The following is a 21,057-nucleotide window of genomic DNA, read 5'->3' as shown; positions in this document are numbered from 1 at the left end:
CAAAAGACATGCGCGCAGCTAGTCCATCCCGCTAACGCGGAATGAGGCTCAATGTGGGACAGGAATCAAACGCGAGGCGGTCGCCATACCCCGGACGGGGTCTGTACGGGTAGGGAATCGCTGAAGAAGTAAAGCACTACGGGGCTGAATACGGTTACAGGAGGCTTGAGGATCGAGACTTGCAGCATGCCGCCTGTCTTGCATTCCTGGCCCGGCTTACAAGGTTTGCCGTGCTCGGAAGGGCTTTTCATATCGTTGCAGCAGTCCATCCCCATGTCGTCCATTATCGCCATGCCCATCGTCTTCATTGGGCATGGTTCTGTCGGTGCCTGAACGCCCGCCATCCCGCTGAGGGGAAGCGCCAAGCTAATCATGAAGACGATGCAAAACCGCAGATAGCGTTTCATGGACTGGAGTGTAGACGGTGCAAATGGCCCTTACAATTGGATGCAGGGCATAAACGGCCTGCCGAGAGGCCTAAGTCAGGTGATAACACCGGAGCTGGTTTATAAATCTGAGTCAATTTTTATCTGGCCACATCTCATCTTTTACCTGAGTTTGTGGACAGATTGCAGCCAAAAATAGGCGAATAGGAGACCTCAAATCAAGTTTTTGAACCCTCTTCTGCCTTCCGAGGATTAGGTGATGTCCATGGAGGACCAAGCTATCCGCACACGAAAGCAGCTTCAAATAACTTCATTGGGCGCTTGACCCTGTAGTAGGTACAGGCTGTTGAATGGTGAAATTATCCCAAGCGGTAGAAGCACCATGAACCAGGAAAACAAGCTCAAGCCGGTCCTCCGTCTTCACGTACAGAAGAAAGAAGAGTGTTGCGGATCTGACCATCAACATGGGTCTGTTAATGCTGCTGAACCCAAGCATCACAAAGAACATGGTCACGACCATGAGCATGAGCATGAGCATGCTCACGATCATGCCGATGCGTGCTGTGCTCATGGCACGCAAGCTACTGATGGTGTTGCGATTACTAAGAGTAGCCCTGCCCCGAAAGGGACCAGTAGAGTTCGCTACCGCATCGATAAAATGGATTGCCCTACAGAGGAGCGCTTGATCCGCAACCGACTGGAGCCGATGGCCGGAATTGTTCGGCTCGACTTCAACCTCCTGAATCGTGAGTTGACCGTGCATCACCGCTTGGATGATCCGCAGCCAATCGTCACCGCATTAGTCGCGTTGGACATGGGGCCGAGCCTGATCGAAGCCGGTGCCGCGCCATCGGCGGTTCCCCCGGCCCTGAGCGCAAAACTAAAAGGATTGCTGGCCATCAGTGGCCTGGCTGCTATCGCCGCTGAAGTCATCGCGTGGACAACCGGACAAGAAGGTTCTTGGCCGGTTATGGTGCTTGCGGCTCTTTCCATTCTGAGCGCTGGTTTGCCCACCCTCAAAAAGGGTTGGATTGCAGTTAAGAACCTCACTCTGAACATCTATTTTCTGATGTCGTTGGCTGTCGTTGGTGCTCTCATCATCGGTAAATGGCCCGAAGCCGCGATGGTGGTTTTCCTTTTCGCCGTTGCTGAGGCTATCGAAGCACTTTCTCTGGAGCGCGCGCGGAACGCGATCAAGTCGCTGACCGCGTTGGCGCCAGAAACCGCTGAAGTCATGACTGATGGCGGCTGGAAAGACCATCCGGTGGCGAGTGTATTACTTGGTAGTCGTATTCGGGTTCGCACGGGTTCGCGAGTACCCTTGGATGCCCGCATAGACTCAGGTCGCGCCGCACTGGACCAAGCTCCAATTACCGGCGAAAGCCTACCTGTTGATAAGCAGGTCGGGGACCCACTTTACGCTGGCAGTATCGTTACCGACGGCGTGGTTGAAGCGACTGTGACGGCCGTAGCAGGAGAAAGTACTCTTGCTCGTATCGCGGCAGCCATACAAGACGCGCAGTCTCAACGAGCCCCTACTCAGCGATTTGTAGATGAGTTTGCACGTTATTACACCCCGGCTGTAGTGGTTCTTGCCCTCTTGGTCGCTGTCTTGGGCCCTGTACTGATCGGTGGAACCTGGGGCGATTGGCTTTATCAGGCCCTGGTCCTGTTAGTGATCGCCTGCCCATGTGCCTTGGTGGTTTCAACGCCAATTACCGTCGTCAGTGGGCTAGCCGCGGCTGCCAAGCATGGCATTTTGATTAAAGGCGGTGCATACCTTGAAAGCGGCCGACTACTTAAGGTTGTGGCGCTCGACAAGACCGGCACCTTGACCCAAGGCAAGCCGGTACTGACCGATAACGAGCCGTTTGGTGATCTGCCCATCGAGATGGCTTTGCAGATCGCAGCTAGCCTCGACGAACACAGTACACACCCAGTGGCGAAGGCCTTGGTCAGCGGATGGAAATTACAGCAACCGGATGCGGCGACTCTGCCGGTTGAGGACTTCGGCGTACTCAACGGTCGTGGCGTCAAAGGCAATATCGACGGTCAATCGTGGCACCTGGGTAACCACCGCTTGGTTGAAGAGTTGGGCGTATGCTCGCCGGCCCTTGAGGCCCGATTGTCGCTACTGGAAAACGCAGGAAAAACTGTAATCGTGCTCTGCGCGGCCAGCGGTCCAGTAGCGATTTTTGCTGTGGCTGACACCGTAAGGCCTGAAAGCTTTGCTGCCGTAACTGCTCTGAAAGCGTTGAATGTCGTACCGGTGATGCTCACGGGTGACAACCCTGCAACCGCCAAGTCCATCGCCGCTCAGCTCGGCATACAGGATGCACGCGGAAACCTCATGCCGGAGGATAAACAAGCCGCCGTCGCTGAACTCAAACGCCGCTTTGGTACTGTTGGCATGGTGGGCGATGGTGTGAACGATGCTCCAGCATTGGCGCAAGCCGACATTGGTTTTGCGATGGGGGCCGCAGGGACTGCCACAGCCCTTGAAACGGCTGATGTCGCCATCATGGATGACGACCCACGCAAGATTGCTGATTTTATTAGCCTGAGTCGTCGATGTGCCTCTGTTTTGAAGCAAAACATCGGACTGGCCTTGGGTATCAAAGTTGTATTTTTGGCGCTTGCATTGTCCGGCCACGCTACGTTGTGGATGGCTGTTTTCGCCGATATGGGAGCGAGCCTGCTGGTCGTATTCAACGGACTGCGGCTACTGCGTCGGTGATACGAAAGCTGCGACTTCGTGTTCAATTACATGCCCACACAAGGAAATCAAATCATGCAATGTCCGATCTGCAAAGATACTGCCCTCGTAATGACTGAGCGCCAAAGCATCGAAATTGATTATTGCCCTCAATGCCGTGGCGTTTGGCTCGACCGAGGTGAACTCGACAAGATCATCGAGCGCAGCCAACAACAGGAGGCCGTTAGGTTTCTTCCACAGAACCCAATTCCACCCGTACAGAATGCTCCTCCAGCAGTACAACCCGGTTACAGCCAGCATGGAGATAGCCAAGCTCATGGAGATCAGCGAGGAAGTCACGGTGGCGGTTGGAGAGAAGGTGGCCACCAGAGCGGCCATCAAAGTCATGGTGGACATCAAAACCAGAGTGGGCATCAGGGGCAACAGTCGTACCGCAAAAAATCATTTTTGCAGGAGATGTTCGATTAAGGCTGCGATTTCGCGCTTTGATCGGGATATACCTCGAACCAGCACCAATTCTGAAATAGGGTGTTTCATGAGATGGAACGGTTTTGGGTATTAGCTGGTCTTTATATCCTGCAATCGACTCGTAGCAAGGGTGCTACCTGGGTGGTTGGAGTTTCAGCGAGCGGCGTTTGAGGAAAAGGTTATGAGTTCAGGACACAGTCACGGCCAAGTACGCGCCGGTCACGAAAAGTTGCTGTGGATCGCACTCACCCTGACGACAAGCTTTATGGTCGCGGAGGTCATTGGAGCTTTTGTCACCGGCAGCCTGGCCTTATTATCCGACGCGGCCCACATGCTGACGGACGTTGCGGCTTTGGCGATATCCTTGGTCGCTATTCATATAGCCAAACGCTCTGCGGATAGGAAGCGGACCTTCGGGTACGCACGATTTGAAATACTTGCAGCCACCTTCAATGCGGTCTTGCTGTTTTTAGTCGCTATGTACATCGTTTATGAAGCGTATCTGCGACTTAAAGTCCCGGCGGAAATCCAGTCGACTGGCATGTTGGTCATTGCGGTGTTCGGGCTCATCGTCAACCTTGTTTCAATGCGCCTACTGAGTGCTGCCAGTGGGGAAAGCCTCAATGTGAAGGGCGCTTATTTAGAGGTCTGGAGCGATATGGTGGGGTCTATTGGCGTCATCATCGCAGCTCTTTTGATCCGTTTCACCGGCTGGACTTGGGTTGATTCACTTGTCGCGGCTGGCATCGGGTTCTGGGTGCTGCCCAGGACTTGGTCATTGCTCAAGGAAAGCATGAACATATTGCTGCAAGGGGTTCCAGAGGGCATCGATATTGAGAAGGTAGAGGCAACGCTTTATGGCATTGAGGGGGTCAAGAATATCCACGATTTGCATATCTGGGCTTTGACCAGTGGTAAAAGTGTTATGAGCGTCCATCTTGTCGCTGACTCGGCTTCCCGCAGCGAGCAAGCTATCTTGGCTGAAGTAACCAGCCTTATGAGTGATAAGTTCCACATCAGCCATACTACCGTCCAAATGGAAGGATCTGATTTTCACGATCAACTGGCTGACGATCATGAGGGTATGGTCCACTAACTGAGTCGTGGTATTTATTTAAGCTGGATGAACGTTTATACGTCGTGATACAGATCAAAAGGGTCGATTAAAATGGTCAGAAATATTTTAAGTTATTCTGGGCTGGCTTTGTTTTTGGCTTTTGTTGCGCAGCCAGCTTTTTCAACACCTGCTAATCCAGAAAGGGTATACGGGTGGATTGAGGAAGGAATACTTTTACCAGAAAATATTGCTGTGAAAGTAAAGTTAGATACAGGGGCTCTTACATCCTCGATGGATGCGAAAGACTTAGAACGATTCCGTAAAAATGGAGAGGAATGGGTTCGTTTCAACGTTAAAGTAAAAGACACAAAAACTAAGAAGGTGAGTAACGCACTCTTCGAGCGACGCGTCGAAAGAAATGTAAAGGTTCGAGGCGCCGGTGGCGCTGAACATCGTCCAGTAGTCATGATGACGATGTGCATAGGTGATAAAATTTATAAGGAAGAGTTTTCACTGAAGGATCGAGGCGACATGAACTACCCCGTATTGATTGGTCGCAAAACTTTGGGGGTCTTGGGCGCGGTCGATGTTTCACGCACATTCACTAACGAACCAAACTGTAATTAAACACCTGAATTATACATTTTATCTATACGTGCAGGGTGAATGTATTGAGAAAATAGCTCGGCAGAATTTTGCAGCTTTTTTGATGCTTGATGTGGCTGACTAAATAGTCTTAAAAAAAGCTCACCCGGATGCCGATTTTTAGGAAGAGTTAGAAGTGGCGCCATGCAACGATTAGTATTTAGTTGCATGGCTTCTAATCAAAGTATGCTCATACTATAGGGTCATTTTAGATCTTTCTCGCAGCTCCACTTATTTCGGTGTTTTCATTGATTGACGCTCAAATGTCTGCGCGAGCTTTAACGGTGTTGACGCTTTGGACTGGCAGGTACTGAACAGATCAAGCTCTGGGCGATATGCTGTAGTTTGAATACCCATCAACCCCAATATAGAATGGAATAAGTTGTCATGGGACAGTGATACGTCTCGCTGATCCTTCAAACATTGGGAGTCGAGGGTTTGACGCGACTGCATGTTTTTGGAGATCCAGATTACCATGGGGATACTAGTCTGCTCGCTGGGAGCCATGGCATAAGGAAGTCCGTGCAAGTAAAGCCCATTCTCGCCGAGGGACTCACCGTGATCAGAGACATAAAGCATCGCCGTATCAAAACGCTCAGCGTTACGCTTTAGCAGGTCGATCGTTTGCCCAAGTACATAGTCCGTATAACCGAGGCTGTTATCATAGGCACTGACAATGCTTTCGCGCGTACAACGTTCAAGTTGATTATTATCGCAAACGGGACCGAATCGTTCGAACGCCGGTGGATAGCGCTTGGAATAGGATGGGCCGTGACTGCCTTTCATGTGTAGCACCACGATTGAATCCCGCTGCTGTTGATCCAAGTAGGCTTGTAAATCTTGCAATAAGACTTCGTCGTAACACTCGTCAGCTCTACATAATCCCGTCGATTTCTGATTGTTCAATTTTTCATTTGGTACTCGGTCGCAAATGCCTTTGCAACCCGAATTATTGTCTCTCCACAGGACCGATACGCCGGCCCGCTGCAACACGTCTAATAGTCCTTCTCTGCGCAACGCCATACCGTCTTTGTAGCCTTCTTTACCCACATCCAGAAACATGCAGGGTAAGGAAACGGCCGTAGCTGTTCCACATGAGCTGACATTGGTAAAACTTAAGACACCACGACTGGCCAATTCCGGATTGGTATCCCGGGAATAGCCATTGAGGGAGAAATTCGCGGACCTGGCGGTTTCACCCACCATCAGTACCGTTAGCCGTGGTTTGCGTACACCAGCAGTAGCTTCTTCACGGCGGGCATCAGCACCAATGGTTTTTAATTCGGCGGGAACTGCTAGCTGGCGACGCGTGTACCCATGAATTGCCGAAACCACATTCGACGGAACCAACATCAACCTGAGTTCGCGATGATTACGCATCAGCGATGCATAGGATTGATAAAGCGTAAATACGACGATCGCCAAGCAGGTGAGCGCTACCGCCACCCCCATGAATCGATGAGCAAGTGCGCGGGACCACGATCTTTGAATCAAACGGACTCGAGTGATAACCAGCACCGGCATAACACCAAAGCCCAGCATCCACAGCAGTAGATCCGAGTTCAACAGCTCCGTGGCTTCGGAGCTGTCCGTCTGCATCACATTCGTTAGCATGCTGTAATCAATTACTATGCCATAGCTATTCATAAAGTAACTCGTTGCTGCCGCAACCAGCAACACGATAGCTAGCACAGGTTTTATCAATCGTCCCCAAGCCATCACGCTGAGTAATACGTAGAGCCAAATCAACACGAACCAAGGCAGGCTAAGCACGAATATGGTGTTTCCGTCTTGTAGGCCTCCCACGCCTTGCCAGACAGCACGCCAAAATGGCCAGTTACTAAACAATAGAAGCCAAGTCGAAACTGCAAGAATTAACTGATTGCTGCCGAGTGTGATTTCCCAACTGCGAATTGGTACTTTGTTATTCATGGGTACTCCGGAAAATCTCGACGTATCCAGGCGCGAACTGCCACTGGAGTGTCACTACATTTTAGGTAAGAAAAAATCGCCAATAGCGCGGTGCAACTCGTGGATGCACCAGTGACCCTGAACGTTCTCGTCAGCTAGTTGGCGATCTGCGACTAGCCAAACCGCCAGACACCCCACGCTGATGAAAATCTTTTTCATGAGGTAGCACCCCAAGTAAGTGACGTGGCTGTAGATCCGCTCGATTCGTCCTTGAACGCCAGTAGTTGTGCTGAAGCGAGGTATTGGATACGGGTGCGCGGAGGGCCCAGAACACCCGTAAACTTGCGGTTGGATATTTCAAAGAAATTAGTGTTGGAGTCCTTGGCGCTTCGTGCGGCGGGAAGGATCACTTGACTGAAGAACTTCTTTTCTCTGTGGGCCATCGAGCGCTTGTCTACAGCAAGATGGATTTCGTACCGCAGGCGCGGTTCGGCGACGTTGTGCATATCACGAGACTGATAGGTGCGGCTAGCCTCCGACGAAATGCTTTTTAGTTTGCGGCCGAAAAACAAAATCGGCGTTGAAGCGCCCACCAGGTTCAACCGCTTCCGGATGCTGGTCATCGTTCCGCCAGACAGTGCGAACTCTGAGCTGAAATCAGACCTTGCTGTGCAAGCATGACGCCGTAAAAAACTTCGATCATCGGGGCGCAAGTCATTACGGCAGTGTTTAGACTCCAGCGCCACTATGCCTTTACTCTTAGATGCGACCTCAATCCATGCGTGACTTTTGCGGCACCTTTTCGGTGTCCGGCGGAGCTTAACGTTGGTAGTGTTCGAATTTTCGCGGAAGGCTTGGGCATCTATTATTAGTACTGGATTGGGGATCAAATCAGTCTGTTGCTGCCCGGCTTGGGCAGTTTGGATTTCCCACTGTGCATCTGCGAGGCTTGGGTTATTGGTCAATGCTATTTGAGGTTTGGTCACAGCCTCGGCGTGGGTTGCCCGAAGCAACGCCGTCATCAACGACGAAACACGAGACGGTGGGCCAGCCGCCCACAACATTTTTCTAATGCGAGATGGCATAACGAGATTTACGCCCCCAAAGTGCGCAGTTTCTTTGTTAACTCATAAATATTTGATGGTCTAAAAGACTTCTGATCGATTTCTGCCGGCTGAATTCGATCAGAAGTCGACACGACCGCAGGATCCTATGACGCATAGATTTTTTGCAGGCTCAATGTACTGCTGAACAGTTATCAGAAGGGTGACAGAAGAATTACAAATTTGTTATCCCCCCTCTGCCGCGGACAATTAGTCTAAGATCTACTTAGTGTGTAGGTTTGTATGTTTGTATATTTGTATATTTGCATATTTGTATATTTGTATATTTGTATATTTGTATATTTGTATGTTTGACGTCGATAACATAACGGAGCCACAACAGCGCGCAATAGCTCCTTACTGACTAAAATCGTACAACGCAAATATGTTGAAGTTTATCGGTAAATAAAATTTTCTATACGTGTGTAAGGATGATTTATTATTTAGTGTCGAGACTTTATGAAAAATGCGTATTTTGATAATAGAAGACGAGCCGAAAACTGCCCATTATTTGCACCAGGGGCTGACCGAAAGCGGATTTATCGTTGATTGCGTCGCCAGCGGAATCGATGGCTTACGCTTGGTCTGCCAACAGGCTTATGATCTTGTAGTGCTTGACGCAAACCTACCGCAACGTGACGATTGGGGCCTACTTGTAAGTATTCGCAAGGTCACTATTTCGCCCATCATGATACTTACCGTTAAAGGTAGTCTGGAGGAAAAAATCAAGGGTTTCGACCTAGGCGCGGACGATTACATGGTCAAACCAATTGAGTTTCCAGAGCTGCTGGCCCGAGTACGCACTCTGATGCGTCGCGCTGTATTGTCGGCATTGCCCGACGTGCTGTGTGTCGGGGACCTGGAACTCGATCTTGGTAGACACCGGACCTTCCGAGGCGAGCAGCGGATTGAGCTGACCACCAAGGAGTTCGCCCTGCTATACCTCTTGATGCGCCAGACTGGTACGGCGCTGTCGCGCACGCAAATCATGTCCTCTGTCTGGGGGCGGAGTGCTGATTGCGACACCAATGTTGTTGAAGTGTCGATGAGAAGGCTTCGGGCCAAGATTGATGATCCTTTCAACAACAAGCTAATCCATACCTTGCGCGGTGTTGGATATGTTCTCGAAAAGCGTGATCAATGAGCCCTCTTAATCCCTCGAATTTTGAAGTTATGTGAAATAATCGGCAACAACTTTATAAACAGAACACACAAATGCCACTCTAAAATCACAGTTCTATTAGATTACGAAAATCGTCTTCGGGGTGGGGAAGCACTGTGCTTGGCTGATTATGTTACTTCACTGAGCTTGTGAGGATAACGGTTGGAAATTACAAATAAGTAATTCTCATTAGACAATTAATAAAGATTTACCTCGTTAACGTACTTAAGTTTAACAGCTTTGTAACTACTTCAAAGAGACTCTGCTATGAGTCTGTTAAAACTAAGTATTGTTGCACTGACGCAATCATTGCCTTCGATAGAATTCGCTGAAAGCCGTGGTGATCGCAACGTTGTCAACGCCATGGAAGCAAATCAGAAAGCAATGGCCGCCTACGCTGCGCAAAAAGGCAAGACCGCTCCGGAAATTCAGAAATATCACTATAGAATGAAGTTTGATATCGCAAAAGTGGTGAGTATGACCCCACCAATTCGCTCTTGCAACATTGTACCTTTTCGAATGACCTATGAGGACTCAGCTGGAAAGCTTCACACTATTGAATACCAAATTATTGGTGTGTGTCGTAACACGCACGAATGAACGAATGACGTGAATAAGGGCTGTTTTTTCAATGGTTGGTATCACCAGTTGGTGTGTCCATGGATGTTTGGAAAACCCAGCTTGAAGGTCGTGATCTTACCCGGGCGGCTATTAACTTCTGCGACTCCCTGATGCAAACTCATGATTGATTTCACAATGGCTAAACCAAGCCCGGTACTTCCTCCAGCGCGCGAATGATGAGTGTCAACTCGATAAAAGCGATCGAATAAGTGCGGTAGGTGTTGAGGTTCAATACCTGCGCCTCGGTTGGCTACATGTAGCGAGACTTCTGTGGCATGGACTTCGATGGTGATTGTGATGGCTTGGCCTACTGGGCAATGGCGGATTGCATTGGACATCAGGTTGGAAATTGCCCGCTGAATCATCAACCGATCACCAATGGTCGACCCCCTGCCAGTAACGCTCACGCTGATCTGTTTATCTTCCGCCGACAGTGAAAACAGATTGATGACCTTCAAGGCTTCATCCTCCAGAGCAATGGTCTCAAACGGGACCAGCGCAGCGGGATGACTGACCTGTGCCAGGAAAAGCATGTCCGAGACAATCCGGGCTACGCGCCCAAGCTCTTCGGTGGAGGACTCCAAAACCGCTTTGTACTCCTCGGCCGGCCTCTCCCGGGACAACGTCACCTGGGCTTTGCCCATCAGGTTGGAAATGGGTGCTCGTAGTTCGTGGGCCAAGTCATCGGAGAACTGCGACAACTGCTGAACATCGCTGTCTAGTCGGTGCAGCATGAAGTTGATGCCATGGGCCAGTTCGCTGAGCTCCTGCGGCATCTTGACCACCGAGAGTCGATGGCTGAGGTCCTGAGCAGAGATCATGGCGGCCACCTTGCGAAACTCCCGCAGCGGCGCGAGCCCCCGTTTTACCACTGCCCAGGCACTGAGGCCGATAAGTAGCAGCAGCAACGGCAAGGCCATGATCGTCGAGCTTAGATATGTGCTGAGCAGCGCTTCATCGTTGGCGCAATCAAGCGACAGCAATACGGCGACATTCGTACCGTTCGGCAAGCGGATCAGTCTGGATGCAGTCAGGAAGTGCCGGCCCTGATCATCGGTGCTTCGGGAGTACGACACCTTGTCGGTGGCAGCCCCTGCCGCCTTCAACTCCGCCCTGGGGTCCGTCAAGCCAAAGCCTGACTTCAAGAGCGGCGTCCTCATATTTATCAGGTCATAAATGGTAAGGTTGAGGTGGTCATGCCCCATCACCTGATCCAGCAAAACGTGCGGTTTAATGTTGATGTCGACAGGTTTTTCATACAGCGAAAGACTGTGCTCGATTTGCCGCATTTTCTCGCTCAAGTTGTCTTTTGACAGTTTATCTAACTCATGCGTTAGCGCGAGGAACGCAAGAACCGCCAGAAATAACACCAACAATGCGCCCATGATACTCACCGCCAAACCCAGCCGCATCGACAGGCTTGCCGACTTCATTCCCGGGCCTCCAGTACATAGCCAACGCCGCGCAGGGTATGGATTAGCTTCTTGTCAAAAGGATCATCAATCTTGGCCCTCAGGCGGCGGATTGAAACCTCGACCACATTGGTGTCGCAGTCGAAGTTCATGTCCCAGACCAATGAAATGATCTGAGTGCGGGAAAGCACCTCACCCGACTGGCGCATCAAAAGGTGCAGCAAAGCAAATTCCTTGGTCGTCAGGTCGATACGCTGCTCGCCCCGGAAGGCCCTATGGCGGCCCTGGTCGAGTTCCAGATCGGCGACTTTCAAGACCTCAGGGACGGAAACTTGTTCGCTGCGACGCATTAAAGTTCGTACCCGGGCCAACAGTTCCGGAAATTCGAATGGCTTGACCAGATAGTCATCGGCACCCAGGTCCAGGCCGCGGATCTTGTCCGCCAGGCGCCCGCGAGCGGTTAGCATCATGACCCGGGTGTTACTGCTTTGGCGCAGTCGCTCGAGCACACCCCAGCCATCAAGTTGTGGTAGATCGACGTCAAGTATTACCAAGTCGTAGGTTTGTTGACGCGCAAGGTGAAGTCCATCCGTACCATTCGCCGCGCGGTCTACTATATAGCCGCTTTCAGTCAAACCCTGATGCAGGTATTCGGCAGTTTTAAGCTCATCCTCAACTACAAGCATTCGCATGGTAGTGCCGCCCTATGTAATATGAATTGAATAATAAAATTTCGAAGTTTATTTAAGTGCCCGACTAAGAAATGATGTAGAACTATTCGATCATAAAAATCTCAAAACCGCGCATTGCTCAAGTGATCAGTATCAAGCCTGAAGCTGCTACAGGGTCAACAGGAGGAGGACATTTTACGATAAAAGTATTTGCGACTATATGTCGCAGGCATGTTAATGCGCGACTCCCGTACATTTATTTCAGCCAGAAGCCAAGCTCCGCTCGGCTGATATCTATGGGGAATCGTTTCGAAGTGTTACGGCGCAGATAGTCAATTTAATGCTGCACGCATTTTTTGGGGAGACTGGCAGGATGTACCAAGGGGAGTTGATCTCGCTTTGCGATTTTTAAGTACCCCGCGCTATCTATGCTCTATGCATTTTCGGATTCGCGTTTTTGGACTATTGTTTATCGTGATTTTAGTTACGGCTTTACTAAAATCACTACTTTTGTTTTTGGGCTTTTAAGTTGCTTTGTGCATTATATTTTGGAAATGTAAGTTGAAAAACTGTCAGATGGCCCGGCATACTTTGGACCTCTGCCATTCCCTGGTGCAGGCTCATGATGGATCGGACAATGGCCAACCCTAATCCAGTACCACCTTCAGCTCGTGAGCGACTGTTATCCACACGATAGAAGCGATCGAAAATGTGAAACAAGTGCTGGTGCTCAATTCCTACCCCAGGATTGCTTATTGATAGGGAGACTTTTTCAGATTGCGTTTCAATCGCTATAGCAATGGACTGCCCTGCTGGGCAGTGACGAATGGCATTTGATAAAAGATTGGAAATAGCCCGTTGAATCATGAGCCGATCACCTAAAACTTTACCCCATCCGCTGACAGTTATACCAACGCTCTTTTCCTCAGCCGATAGCGAAAAAAGGTCGATGACTTTTAGGGCTTCATCCTCTAGTAAAATGCTTTCAAACGGCACGAGTGCGGCCGGATGACTAACTTGGGCCAAGAAAAGCATGTCTGAAACAATTCTGGTGACTCGTCCTAGTTCCTCGGTGCATGACTCTAAAACAGCCTTGTACTCTTTTGCCGGGCGTTCTCGAGAAAGTGTTACCTGAGCTTTCCCCATAAGGTTCGTAATCGGTGACCGCAGCTCATGCGCCAAGTCATCAGAGAATTGCGATAGTTGTTGAACTCCGCCGTCAAGACGGTGCAGCATGAAGTTTATACCGTGAGCAAGCTCACTGAGTTCTTGGGGCATCTTGACAACTGAGAGTCGATGACTTAAATCCTGGGCCGACACCATTGCTGCAACTTTCCGGAATTCCCGAAGGGGGGATAAGCCACGTTGCACAATAGCCCAGGCGCTGATACCAATCAGAATCAGCAACAGTGGAACCGCTACAATGGTCGAACTCAGGTAGGCGCTCAATAGCGTTTCATCATTCGAGCGATCAATAGACAGTAGGACCGATACGAACTCACCATCCTTTAATTTCATGAGCTTAGAGGCGGTGAGGATGTGGATTCCGGACTCTTCGGCTGGGGAATAGTACGACAGCTTATTACTGGCGGCTGTTCCGGCTTGATTCGTAGATACTTCAGGTATATCTGCTCCAAAACTCAGCAGAGGTTCACTCATGTTGTCATCATCAAAGATGGTCAGGTTAAGATTGTCGTGTCCCAGCACTTGATCTAATAGCACGTGTGGTTTTAAACTCATGTCGCGGGTACTAATATCCATCAGTAGACTGTGCTCAATCTGACTCATCTTCTTCTCTAAGCTATTTTTTGCGCGCGAATCAAGTTCGTGAGTAAGCGCTAAAAAAGCTAGTATCGCTAAAAGCACTACTAGTACCGCTCCCATAATGCTAACTGTCAACCCCAGCCGCATCGATAGGCTGACCGGTTTCATTTCCTCGCCTCCAATACATAGCCTACGCCACGAAGGGTATGTATTAATTTTGTTTCAAATGGATCATCTATTTTTGCTCTCAATCTTCGTATCGAAACTTCGACAACGTTTGTGTCGCAGTCAAAGTTCATATCCCACACTAAAGAGATAATTTGAGTGCGAGATAACACCTCTCCTGATTGACGCATCAACAGATGAAGCAGCGCGAACTCCTTTGTCGTCAGATCTATGCGTTGCTTTCCGCGGAATGCGCGATGTCTGCCTTGATCAAGTTCAAGGTCAGCGACTTTTAATACCTCCGGAACTGGAATATGTTCGCTGCGACGCATTAAAGTGCGTACTCTTGCAAGCAACTCAGGGAATTCAAATGGCTTGACCAGGTAATCATCGGCTCCCAAATCCAATCCTTTGATTTTGTCTGCCAGACGCCCTCTTGCAGTCAGCATCATTACCCGAGTGCTACTAGTCTGCCGAATATTTTCAAGAACGTCCCAACCGTCAATTTCAGGTAGATTTACGTCTAGTATTACCAGATCATAAGCTTGCTGACGTGCTAGATGGAGTCCATCAGCCCCGGTCGATGCGCAGTCTACAATATAGCCACTTTCAGTCAGGCCTTGATGTAAGTACTCAGCAGTCTTCAGCTCGTCCTCTATCACAAGGATTCGCATAGGATTTCACCCTCTGGTAAATGTATCGGAATGATTTGATGCTCGTTAAACATGGTTTAAGGGCATTATTAATCTGTATAAACGTTTCGATTCTGGCTACATCTTTAATTTTATTCGCAATATGGTCTTTTTAAAGCTTTGCAAGGTTCGTCATGTTTCCTTTACCTCCCAAAGTATTAGGTTCGGCGCCCCTTTTTTGTTTCGGGTTGTTTCTTGGCGCGAGCACTTATTGACTTCATCCTAATGCATTAATTGAGGTTTTTCCGCTGGATAACGTATTTGTAATTTTTCAGTCACCTTGTTGATAGGTGCGGAGAATTACATTTGCCTCATGGGAAATTCTTTTTGTTTTAAAGGTTTAAGGAATGATGGAATTACTTCGGTGTAGAAAGTTTATTGCTCACCCAATCACGCATAAGACCATGCTAAGAGCAGGTCTCATTTCGATCCTTGCGCTTTTTACTAGTCCTTTGTTTGCGGCGACCGCTCAAATGCTCACAATGGATCAGGCGCTTGAAACTGCTTTTGCCAATAACCCTGATCTGGCGGCCGCTCAATGGGAGACTGGTATTGCTCAGGGAGAGCGACAGCAGGCAGGGTTGATCCCTAACCCTGAGGTTTCCTGGGAGGCTGAAGATACTCGGCGAAACTCGCGCACTACGACGGTAATGATCAACCAGCCGATCGAGCTTGGCGGTAAGCGCGGGGCTAGGATCGAGGTGGCCAGTCGAGCTCAAGACGCGGCCGGGATTGAATTGGAACGCAAACGCAATGTTCTGCGTGCCGATGTCATTCAGGCGTTTTACAGCTCCTCGACGGCTCAGCAAAGGCTGCTGTTATCACGTCAATCACTTGAGCTCGCCGAGCGCGGTTTGCGTGTAGCTCAAGGTCGCATCAAGAGTGGTAAATCCTCACCCGTTGAAGGTACTCGCGCAGAGGTTCAGCTATCAGAAGTGCGTCTGGAGCTGAGGCGGGCTGAGCGGGATGAGGCCAGTGCCTACCAGCGACTCGCTCAGGTCATGGGCGCGCCTTTGCCTGCATTCGTGTCTGTGGGTGATCCAGGCCGGTCGATGCCAACCGTACCGGATTCGTCACTGCTGCTTAATCGCATAGGTGAAACCGCGGAGCTACGATTGGCAAAACTGCAAATAGATCAGCGGGAAGCCTCCCTTGGCCTGGAGAAGGCTCAGCGAATTCCCGACCTCACCGTGAGTATCGGGAGCCAATACGACGAGCGCGAGCGCGAGCGGGTGAATGTTGTGGGGCTGTCTATGCCCATCCCATTGTTTAACCGTAACCAGGGCAACGTACTAGCCGCTGCCCGCCGTACCGATCAAGCCCGCGACCTTCGTAACGCCAGTGAGTTACGCCTGCGCACAGAAATCCAGACCACCCTGGATCAGTGGATGACGGCTAACACTGAAGTCGCGTCGTTCAATCAAACCATCCTGCCTGCCGCGCAAAGTGCCGTCGACACCGCTACCCGAGGTTTCGAAATGGGCAAGTTTAACTTCCTCGACGTACTCGATGCTCAGCGCACCTTGATTAGCGCCCGCACGCAATACATCCAGGCTATCGCCGAGGCGACAGACGCCTGGGTGCGCATCGAGCGAATTTTCGGAGATGTCGCCCTTCTCACTCGTACTCCGTGAATTTCATATAACGCTTTTTTTACCGCTGCTCAGCATCGCAATACCACGGTAATCCGTGACTGCCGACTGGGCTGCGCAGGGAGTTTCCATGGATAAAAAACTAATTCTCGTCACTGCACTGACCTTGACGGTGGGTATAGGCATCGGCTCGTTGTGGATGGGCAGCCCATCGGTGCCCTCAGCCGAAGCTCAGGCTCAGGCTCAGGAGGGCAAAGGCCATGACGATCACGGCGATGAAACTACTGGCAAGAAATCGGCCGAGGGCGAACACGCCGAAGGCGAAGCGGAAGAAGGTCACTTGACTCTGAGCGAAGAGCAGATCAGCTCAGCCGGCATCCAGTTGGTCGAAGCCAAGGCGCAGAGTATTAGCCTTTCATTGCCCTTTCCTGGAGAAATCCGTTTTGATGAAGACCGCACTGCGCATGTGGTGCCCCGCGTACCCGGTGTCGTCGAGTCGGTCCATGTCAATCTTGGTCAACCGGTGAAAAAAGGCCAGTTGCTGGCCGTGATCGCCAGCCAACAAATTTCTGATCAGCGTAGTGAACAAGCCGCGGCGCAACGTCGTCTTGAGTTGGCCCGTACTACCTACGAGCGAGAGCGACAGTTATGGCAGGACAAAATCTCTGCCGAACAGGATTTCCTGCAAGCCCGCCAGGCTTTGCAAGAAGCCGAAATCGCCCTCAGCAATGCTCGACAAAAAATCAGCGTACTCAGTGGCAGCTCGGTCACCAGCGGGGGTAACCGATATGAATTGCGTGCGCCGTTTGACGGGGTTGTCGTTGAGAAACACTTGGGCCTCGGTGAGGTTGTCAGCGAAACCACTAATGCCTTCACCCTCTCCGACTTGTCGCGTGTGTGGGTGACCTTTGGTGTCTCGCCAAAGGATTTAAACAAGGTACTGGTGGGCAAGTCGGTCACGGTCAGTGCGCCGGAACTGAATGCCGAAGTCACTGGAACCGTGGCCTATGTCGGCAGTTTGTTGGGCGAGCAAACTCGTACAGCCACGGTCCGCGTGACCTTGGCCAATCCACAAGGTGCATGGCGTCCCGGGCTATTCGTGACCGTGCAGGTTGACACTGATACTCGGCAAACAAAGGTCGCAGTACCAGAAGCGGCTATCCAGACGGTCGAGGACAAGCAAACTGTTTTCGTTCGAACGGACGACGGGTTTAAAGCTCAGCCAGTGGAGACAGGTGGCCGTTCGGCGGGTCTGGTCGAGATCACGGAGGGCCTGGAGCCCGGTGTTCAAGTCGCCGCTGCCGGCAGTTTCATTCTGAAATCAGAACTGGGTAAAGCCTCGGCTGAACACGCCCACTGATCCGCCACTTCCACGAGAAGGTTCTCATGTTCGAACGCCTGATCCAATTTGCCATCGAGCAGCGCATCATCGTGCTGCTCGCGGTTCTCCTCATGGCCGGCCTCGGTATAGCCAGCTACCAGAAGCTGCCGATCGACGCCGTTCCCGATATCACCAACGTCCAGGTGCAAATCAACACAGGGGCAGCAGGTTTTTCACCACTGGAAACCGAGCAGCGCATCACGTTCCCCATCGAAACTGCAATGGCTGGTTTGCCGGCTCTAGAACAAACTCGCTCGCTGTCACGCTCGGGTTTGTCGCAAGTCACAGTGATCTTCAAGGAAGGCACTGACCTGTTCTTCGCCCGACAATTGGTCAACGAACGGTTGCAGGTGGCCAAGGAGCAACTGCCCGAGGGTGTGGAAGCCGTCATGGGGCCGATCTCAACCGGTCTGGGTGAAATTTTCCTGTGGACGGTCGAGGCTGAAGAAGGTGCTGTCAAGGAGGACGGCAACCCCTATACGCCGACCGACCTGAGGGTGATCCAAGACTGGATCATAAAACCTCAGCTGCGCAATGTTCCCGGGGTCGCCGAAATCAATACCATTGGCGGGTTCGCCAAGGAGTACCAGATTGCGCCTGATCCAAAACGCTTGGCGGCTTACAAGCTTACGCTGACTGACCTTGTTACAGCGCTGGAGCGCAACAACGCTAACGTCGGTGCCGGTTACATCGAACACAGTGGCGAACAGTTACTGATTCGCGCACCCGGCCAAGTAGCGACCACCGACGATATCGCCAATATCGTCATGGCCAACGTCGACGGTACGCCCATCCGCGTCAAGAACGTCGCAACCGTGGACATCGGCCGTGAATTGCGCACGGGGGCCGCGACCGAAAACGGTCGTGAAGTGGTGCTCGGCACAGTGTTCATGCTGATCGGTGAGAACAGCCGCACCGTGGCCCAGGCCGTTGCCAGCAAGCTTGAGCAAATCAACCGCTCACTGCCAAAAGGGGTGGTGGCAGTCACCGTCTATGACCGTACCAATTTGGTGGACAAGGCGATTGCCACCGTTAAGAAGAACTTGATTGAAGGTGCGATTCTGGTAATCGCGATTCTGTTCCTGTTCCTTGGCAACATTCGCGCCGCTCTGATCACTGCCATGGTGATCCCGCTCGCGATGCTATTCACATTCACTGGCATGTTCACCAACAAGGTCAGCGCCAACCTGATGAGCCTCGGAGCGTTGGACTTTGGCATCATCGTTGATGGCGCGGTGGTCATTGTCGAAAACGCCATCCGTCGTCTGGCCCATGCACAGCAACACCACGGACGCATCCTCACCCGCTCCGAACGCTTTCACGAAGTGTTCGCGGCGGCCAAGGAAGCACGCCGACCGCTGATTTTCGGCCAGTTGATCATCATGGTCGTGTACCTACCGATTTTTGCCCTCACCGGCGTCGAAGGAAAAATGTTTCACCCGATGGCGTTTACTGTGGTGATTGCCTTGCTCGGCGCGATGCTGTTGTCGGTGACCTTTGTCCCGGCGGCGATTGCGATGTTCGTCACCGGTAAGGTCAAGGAAGAAGAGAACATCATCATGCGTGGCGCCCGTCGGGTGTATGCGCCAGCGCTAGAATGGGTCATGGGCCATCGATCAATGGCATTCGCCATAGCACTAGCCGTTATCGCGGTGTGCGGTGTGGTCGCCAGTCGAATGGGCAGCGAGTTTGTGCCGAGCCTCAGTGAAGGGGATTTCGCGTTACAAGCACTGCGTGTACCAGGTACCAGCCTGACGCAATCGGTAGAAATGCAGCAACGTCTGGAAAGACTTGTGTTAGCAAAGGTACCGGAGGTCAAGCGGATGTTTGCTCGTACTGGTACAGCAGAAATTGCCTCAGACCCAATGCCACCAAACATCTCTGACAGCTACGTGATGCTCAAGCCGAAGAATCAATGGCCTGATCCGAATAAATCCAGAGAGGCGTTGGTAGCTGATATCCAAAAAGCTACAGCCGGAATGCCCGGAAGCAACTATGAGCTTTCTCAGCCTATTCAATTGCGTTTTAACGAGCTGATTTCAGGCGTGCGCAGTGATGTGGCGGTCAAGGTCTTCGGTGATGACATGGCGGTGCTTAACAGCACCGCTGCAAAAATTGCCGCGTCCATGCAGAAGATCAATGGTGCCTCCGAGGTCAAAGTCGAGCAAACGTCGGGACTGCCGGTACTGACCATCAACATCGACCGTGACAAAGCCGCCCGTTACGGACTGAACGTTGGCGACGTACAAGACACCATTGCGGTGGCGGTCGGTGGTCGTCAAGCCGGTACGATGTATGAGGGAGACCGCCGATTCGACATGGTGGTGCGTTTATCCGACGCAATGCGTAAGGATCTCGAGGGATTGTCCACACTGCTAATCCCGGTACCGGCGCTGCTTAACACCAATGCCGATCAGATCGGGTTTATTGCTCTTTCAGAGGTGGCTAGCCTCGATCTAGTGTTGGGACCTAACCAGGTCAGTCGTGAAAACGGCAAACGTCTGGTGATCGTCAGCGCCAACGTGCGTGGGCGTGATATCGGCTCATTTGTACAGGAGGCCAGTAGCGCCATTGATAAAGAAGTGCAGATCCCGGCCGGTTACTGGACCAACTGGGGAGGACAGTTCGAGCAGCTCCAATCCGCTGCCAAGCGACTACAGATTGTAGTCCCGGTGGCCCTGCTCTTGGTGTTCGCACTCTTGTTCATGATGTTCAACAACCTCAAGGATGGCCTATTGGTGTTCACCGGTATTCCATTCGCATTGACGGGGGGAGTCATGGCTTTATGGCTCCGAGACATCCCGCTGTCGATCTCGGCAGGTGTTGGTTTCATCGCGTTGTCGGGCGTGGCGGTGCTGAATGGTCTGGTGATGATTGCGTTCATCCGCAATCTTCGGGAGGAAGGACATTCGTTGAGTTCCGCAATCAATGAAGGGGCTCTTACCCGTTTGCGCCCAGTGTTGATGACAGCTCTGGTGGCCTCTCTTGGCTTTATTCCGATGGCACTGGCCACCGGAACGGGGGCAGAGGTCCAGAGACCCCTGGCTACCGTGGTGATCGGGGGCATCCTATCCTCAACTGCGTTGACCCTGCTGATATTGCCTGCGCTTTATCAATGGGCGCACCGCCGAGACGAGGAAGAAGCCGAAGACGAAGACGATAAAATAGAAGCCGTATAATTCTTTAGTTTTAAAAGCCCACTATCGAGATTCGATAGTGGGCTTTTTTATGTGAGCTACATAACGAATCTGTAATCTTGGCGCCACCGTGTTGATAGGTTCGAATTGATACCCTACTAGCGTTAACTATAT

The 21,057-nt window shown here is 51.3% G+C and carries 16 protein-coding genes; 9 read left to right on the top strand and 7 right to left on the bottom strand.

Annotated elements, in window-relative coordinates:
• Nucleotides 1-65: 65 nt before the first annotated feature.
• On the bottom strand, nucleotides 66-407 hold the full coding sequence (locus IEQ42_RS27325; RefSeq protein WP_045058202.1) for a hypothetical protein: 342 nt from the start codon (nucleotides 405-407) through the stop codon (nucleotides 66-68).
• Between the two features lie 361 nt (nucleotides 408-768).
• On the opposite strand from IEQ42_RS27325, the gene IEQ42_RS12980 reads away from it, so the two are divergent.
• The 4 genes from IEQ42_RS12980 (at nucleotide 769) to rloA3 (ending at nucleotide 5,254) form a co-directional block, all read left to right on the top strand.
• Entirely contained in the window at nucleotides 769-3,123 is a 2,355-nt protein-coding gene (locus tag IEQ42_RS12980; RefSeq protein WP_045058201.1) for a heavy metal translocating P-type ATPase, read from the top strand.
• A 30-nt stretch (nucleotides 3,124-3,153) separates the two neighbouring features.
• Entirely contained in the window at nucleotides 3,154-3,570 is a 417-nt protein-coding gene (locus IEQ42_RS27755; protein ID WP_311770672.1) for a TFIIB-type zinc ribbon-containing protein, read from the top strand.
• Between the two features lie 181 nt (nucleotides 3,571-3,751).
• Entirely contained in the window at nucleotides 3,752-4,666 is a 915-nt protein-coding gene (locus IEQ42_RS12970; RefSeq protein WP_045058199.1) for a cation diffusion facilitator family transporter, read from the top strand.
• A 72-nt stretch (nucleotides 4,667-4,738) separates the two neighbouring features.
• Entirely contained in the window at nucleotides 4,739-5,254 is a 516-nt protein-coding gene (gene rloA3 / locus IEQ42_RS12965; RefSeq protein WP_090470184.1) for a retropepsin-like aspartic peptidase RloA3, read from the top strand.
• A 249-nt stretch (nucleotides 5,255-5,503) separates the two neighbouring features.
• On the opposite strand, the gene IEQ42_RS12960 is transcribed toward rloA3, so the two are convergent.
• Together IEQ42_RS12960 and IEQ42_RS12955 are read right to left on the bottom strand one after the other, a co-directional pair.
• Nucleotides 5,504-7,204, bottom strand: coding sequence for a phosphoethanolamine transferase (locus IEQ42_RS12960; protein ID WP_045057964.1), 1,701 nt, complete (start codon nucleotides 7,202-7,204; stop codon nucleotides 5,504-5,506).
• A 194-nt stretch (nucleotides 7,205-7,398) separates the two neighbouring features.
• Nucleotides 7,399-8,205 carry a hypothetical protein gene (locus tag IEQ42_RS12955; protein ID WP_147282609.1) on the bottom strand — a complete coding sequence of 269 codons (807 nt, stop codon included), beginning with the start codon at nucleotides 8,203-8,205 and terminating at the stop codon, nucleotides 7,399-7,401.
• A 547-nt stretch (nucleotides 8,206-8,752) separates the two neighbouring features.
• On the opposite strand from IEQ42_RS12955, the gene IEQ42_RS12950 reads away from it, so the two are divergent.
• The gene (locus IEQ42_RS12950) at nucleotides 8,753-9,430 is read left to right on the top strand and encodes a heavy metal response regulator transcription factor (RefSeq protein WP_090470194.1); all 678 of its coding nucleotides are present in this window, start codon (nucleotides 8,753-8,755) and stop codon (nucleotides 9,428-9,430) included.
• Between the two features lie 285 nt (nucleotides 9,431-9,715).
• Nucleotides 9,716-10,048 (top strand): DUF2790 domain-containing protein, encoded by a 333-nt coding sequence (locus IEQ42_RS12945; RefSeq protein WP_045061364.1) that lies wholly within the window; start codon nucleotides 9,716-9,718, stop codon nucleotides 10,046-10,048.
• A gap of 41 nt (nucleotides 10,049-10,089) precedes the next feature.
• Here IEQ42_RS12945 and IEQ42_RS12940 read toward each other — a convergent pair whose 3' ends face one another.
• The 4 genes from IEQ42_RS12940 to IEQ42_RS12925 form a co-directional block, all read right to left on the bottom strand.
• Entirely contained in the window at nucleotides 10,090-11,502 is a 1,413-nt protein-coding gene (locus IEQ42_RS12940) for a heavy metal sensor histidine kinase (RefSeq protein WP_115146708.1), read from the bottom strand.
• On the bottom strand, nucleotides 11,499-12,173 hold the full coding sequence (locus IEQ42_RS12935) for a heavy metal response regulator transcription factor (RefSeq protein ID WP_045061362.1): 675 nt from the start codon (nucleotides 12,171-12,173) through the stop codon (nucleotides 11,499-11,501). Before IEQ42_RS12935 ends, IEQ42_RS12940 begins: the two co-directional genes overlap by 4 nt.
• Nucleotides 12,174-12,656: 483 nt before the next feature.
• Nucleotides 12,657-14,084 carry a heavy metal sensor histidine kinase gene (locus IEQ42_RS12930; protein ID WP_045061361.1) on the bottom strand — a complete coding sequence of 476 codons (1,428 nt, stop codon included), beginning with the start codon at nucleotides 14,082-14,084 and terminating at the stop codon, nucleotides 12,657-12,659.
• Nucleotides 14,081-14,755 (bottom strand): heavy metal response regulator transcription factor, encoded by a 675-nt coding sequence (locus tag IEQ42_RS12925; protein WP_045061360.1) that lies wholly within the window; start codon nucleotides 14,753-14,755, stop codon nucleotides 14,081-14,083. The genes IEQ42_RS12930 and IEQ42_RS12925 overlap by 4 nt, the downstream gene beginning before the upstream one ends.
• A 365-nt stretch (nucleotides 14,756-15,120) precedes the next feature.
• On the opposite strand from IEQ42_RS12925, the gene IEQ42_RS12920 reads away from it, so the two are divergent.
• The 3 genes from IEQ42_RS12920 (at nucleotide 15,121) to IEQ42_RS12910 (ending at nucleotide 20,925) form a co-directional block, all read left to right on the top strand.
• Complete coding sequence (locus tag IEQ42_RS12920) at nucleotides 15,121-16,407, top strand: TolC family protein (RefSeq protein ID WP_152644308.1); 1,287 nt, start codon at nucleotides 15,121-15,123, stop codon at nucleotides 16,405-16,407.
• An 88-nt stretch (nucleotides 16,408-16,495) separates the two neighbouring features.
• Complete coding sequence (locus IEQ42_RS12915; RefSeq protein ID WP_045061359.1) at nucleotides 16,496-17,725, top strand: efflux RND transporter periplasmic adaptor subunit; 1,230 nt, start codon at nucleotides 16,496-16,498, stop codon at nucleotides 17,723-17,725.
• A gap of 26 nt (nucleotides 17,726-17,751) precedes the next feature.
• Nucleotides 17,752-20,925: a CusA/CzcA family heavy metal efflux RND transporter gene (locus IEQ42_RS12910; RefSeq protein WP_045061358.1), complete on the top strand. Its 3,174-nt coding sequence runs from the start codon at nucleotides 17,752-17,754 to the stop codon at nucleotides 20,923-20,925.
• Nucleotides 20,926-21,057: the final 132 nt, after the last annotated feature.

Origin of the sequence: Pseudomonas iridis (genome assembly GCF_017980685.1) — a bacterium.
Lineage (GTDB): Bacteria > Pseudomonadota > Gammaproteobacteria > Pseudomonadales > Pseudomonadaceae > Aquipseudomonas > Aquipseudomonas iridis.
This window is presented reverse-complemented; position numbering and strand designations above follow the sequence as displayed.

Coding starts and splice junctions, on each gene's coding strand:
- IEQ42_RS27325 (WP_045058202.1), bottom strand. CDS start 407: ATGAAACGCTATCTGCGGTTTTGCATCGTCTTCATGATTAGCTTGGCG.
- IEQ42_RS12980 (WP_045058201.1), top strand. CDS start 769: ATGAACCAGGAAAACAAGCTCAAGCCGGTCCTCCGTCTTCACGTACAG.
- IEQ42_RS27755 (WP_311770672.1), top strand. CDS start 3,154: ATGCCCACACAAGGAAATCAAATCATGCAATGTCCGATCTGCAAAGAT.
- IEQ42_RS12970 (WP_045058199.1), top strand. CDS start 3,752: ATGAGTTCAGGACACAGTCACGGCCAAGTACGCGCCGGTCACGAAAAG.
- rloA3 (WP_090470184.1), top strand. CDS start 4,739: ATGGTCAGAAATATTTTAAGTTATTCTGGGCTGGCTTTGTTTTTGGCT.
- IEQ42_RS12960 (WP_045057964.1), bottom strand. CDS start 7,204: ATGAATAACAAAGTACCAATTCGCAGTTGGGAAATCACACTCGGCAGC.
- IEQ42_RS12955 (WP_147282609.1), bottom strand. CDS start 8,205: ATGACGGCGTTGCTTCGGGCAACCCACGCCGAGGCTGTGACCAAACCT.
- IEQ42_RS12950 (WP_090470194.1), top strand. CDS start 8,753: ATGCGTATTTTGATAATAGAAGACGAGCCGAAAACTGCCCATTATTTG.
- IEQ42_RS12945 (WP_045061364.1), top strand. CDS start 9,716: ATGAGTCTGTTAAAACTAAGTATTGTTGCACTGACGCAATCATTGCCT.
- IEQ42_RS12940 (WP_115146708.1), bottom strand. CDS start 11,502: ATGAAGTCGGCAAGCCTGTCGATGCGGCTGGGTTTGGCGGTGAGTATC.
- IEQ42_RS12935 (WP_045061362.1), bottom strand. CDS start 12,173: ATGCGAATGCTTGTAGTTGAGGATGAGCTTAAAACTGCCGAATACCTG.
- IEQ42_RS12930 (WP_045061361.1), bottom strand. CDS start 14,084: ATGAAACCGGTCAGCCTATCGATGCGGCTGGGGTTGACAGTTAGCATT.
- IEQ42_RS12925 (WP_045061360.1), bottom strand. CDS start 14,755: ATGCGAATCCTTGTGATAGAGGACGAGCTGAAGACTGCTGAGTACTTA.
- IEQ42_RS12920 (WP_152644308.1), top strand. CDS start 15,121: ATGATGGAATTACTTCGGTGTAGAAAGTTTATTGCTCACCCAATCACG.
- IEQ42_RS12915 (WP_045061359.1), top strand. CDS start 16,496: ATGGATAAAAAACTAATTCTCGTCACTGCACTGACCTTGACGGTGGGT.
- IEQ42_RS12910 (WP_045061358.1), top strand. CDS start 17,752: ATGTTCGAACGCCTGATCCAATTTGCCATCGAGCAGCGCATCATCGTG.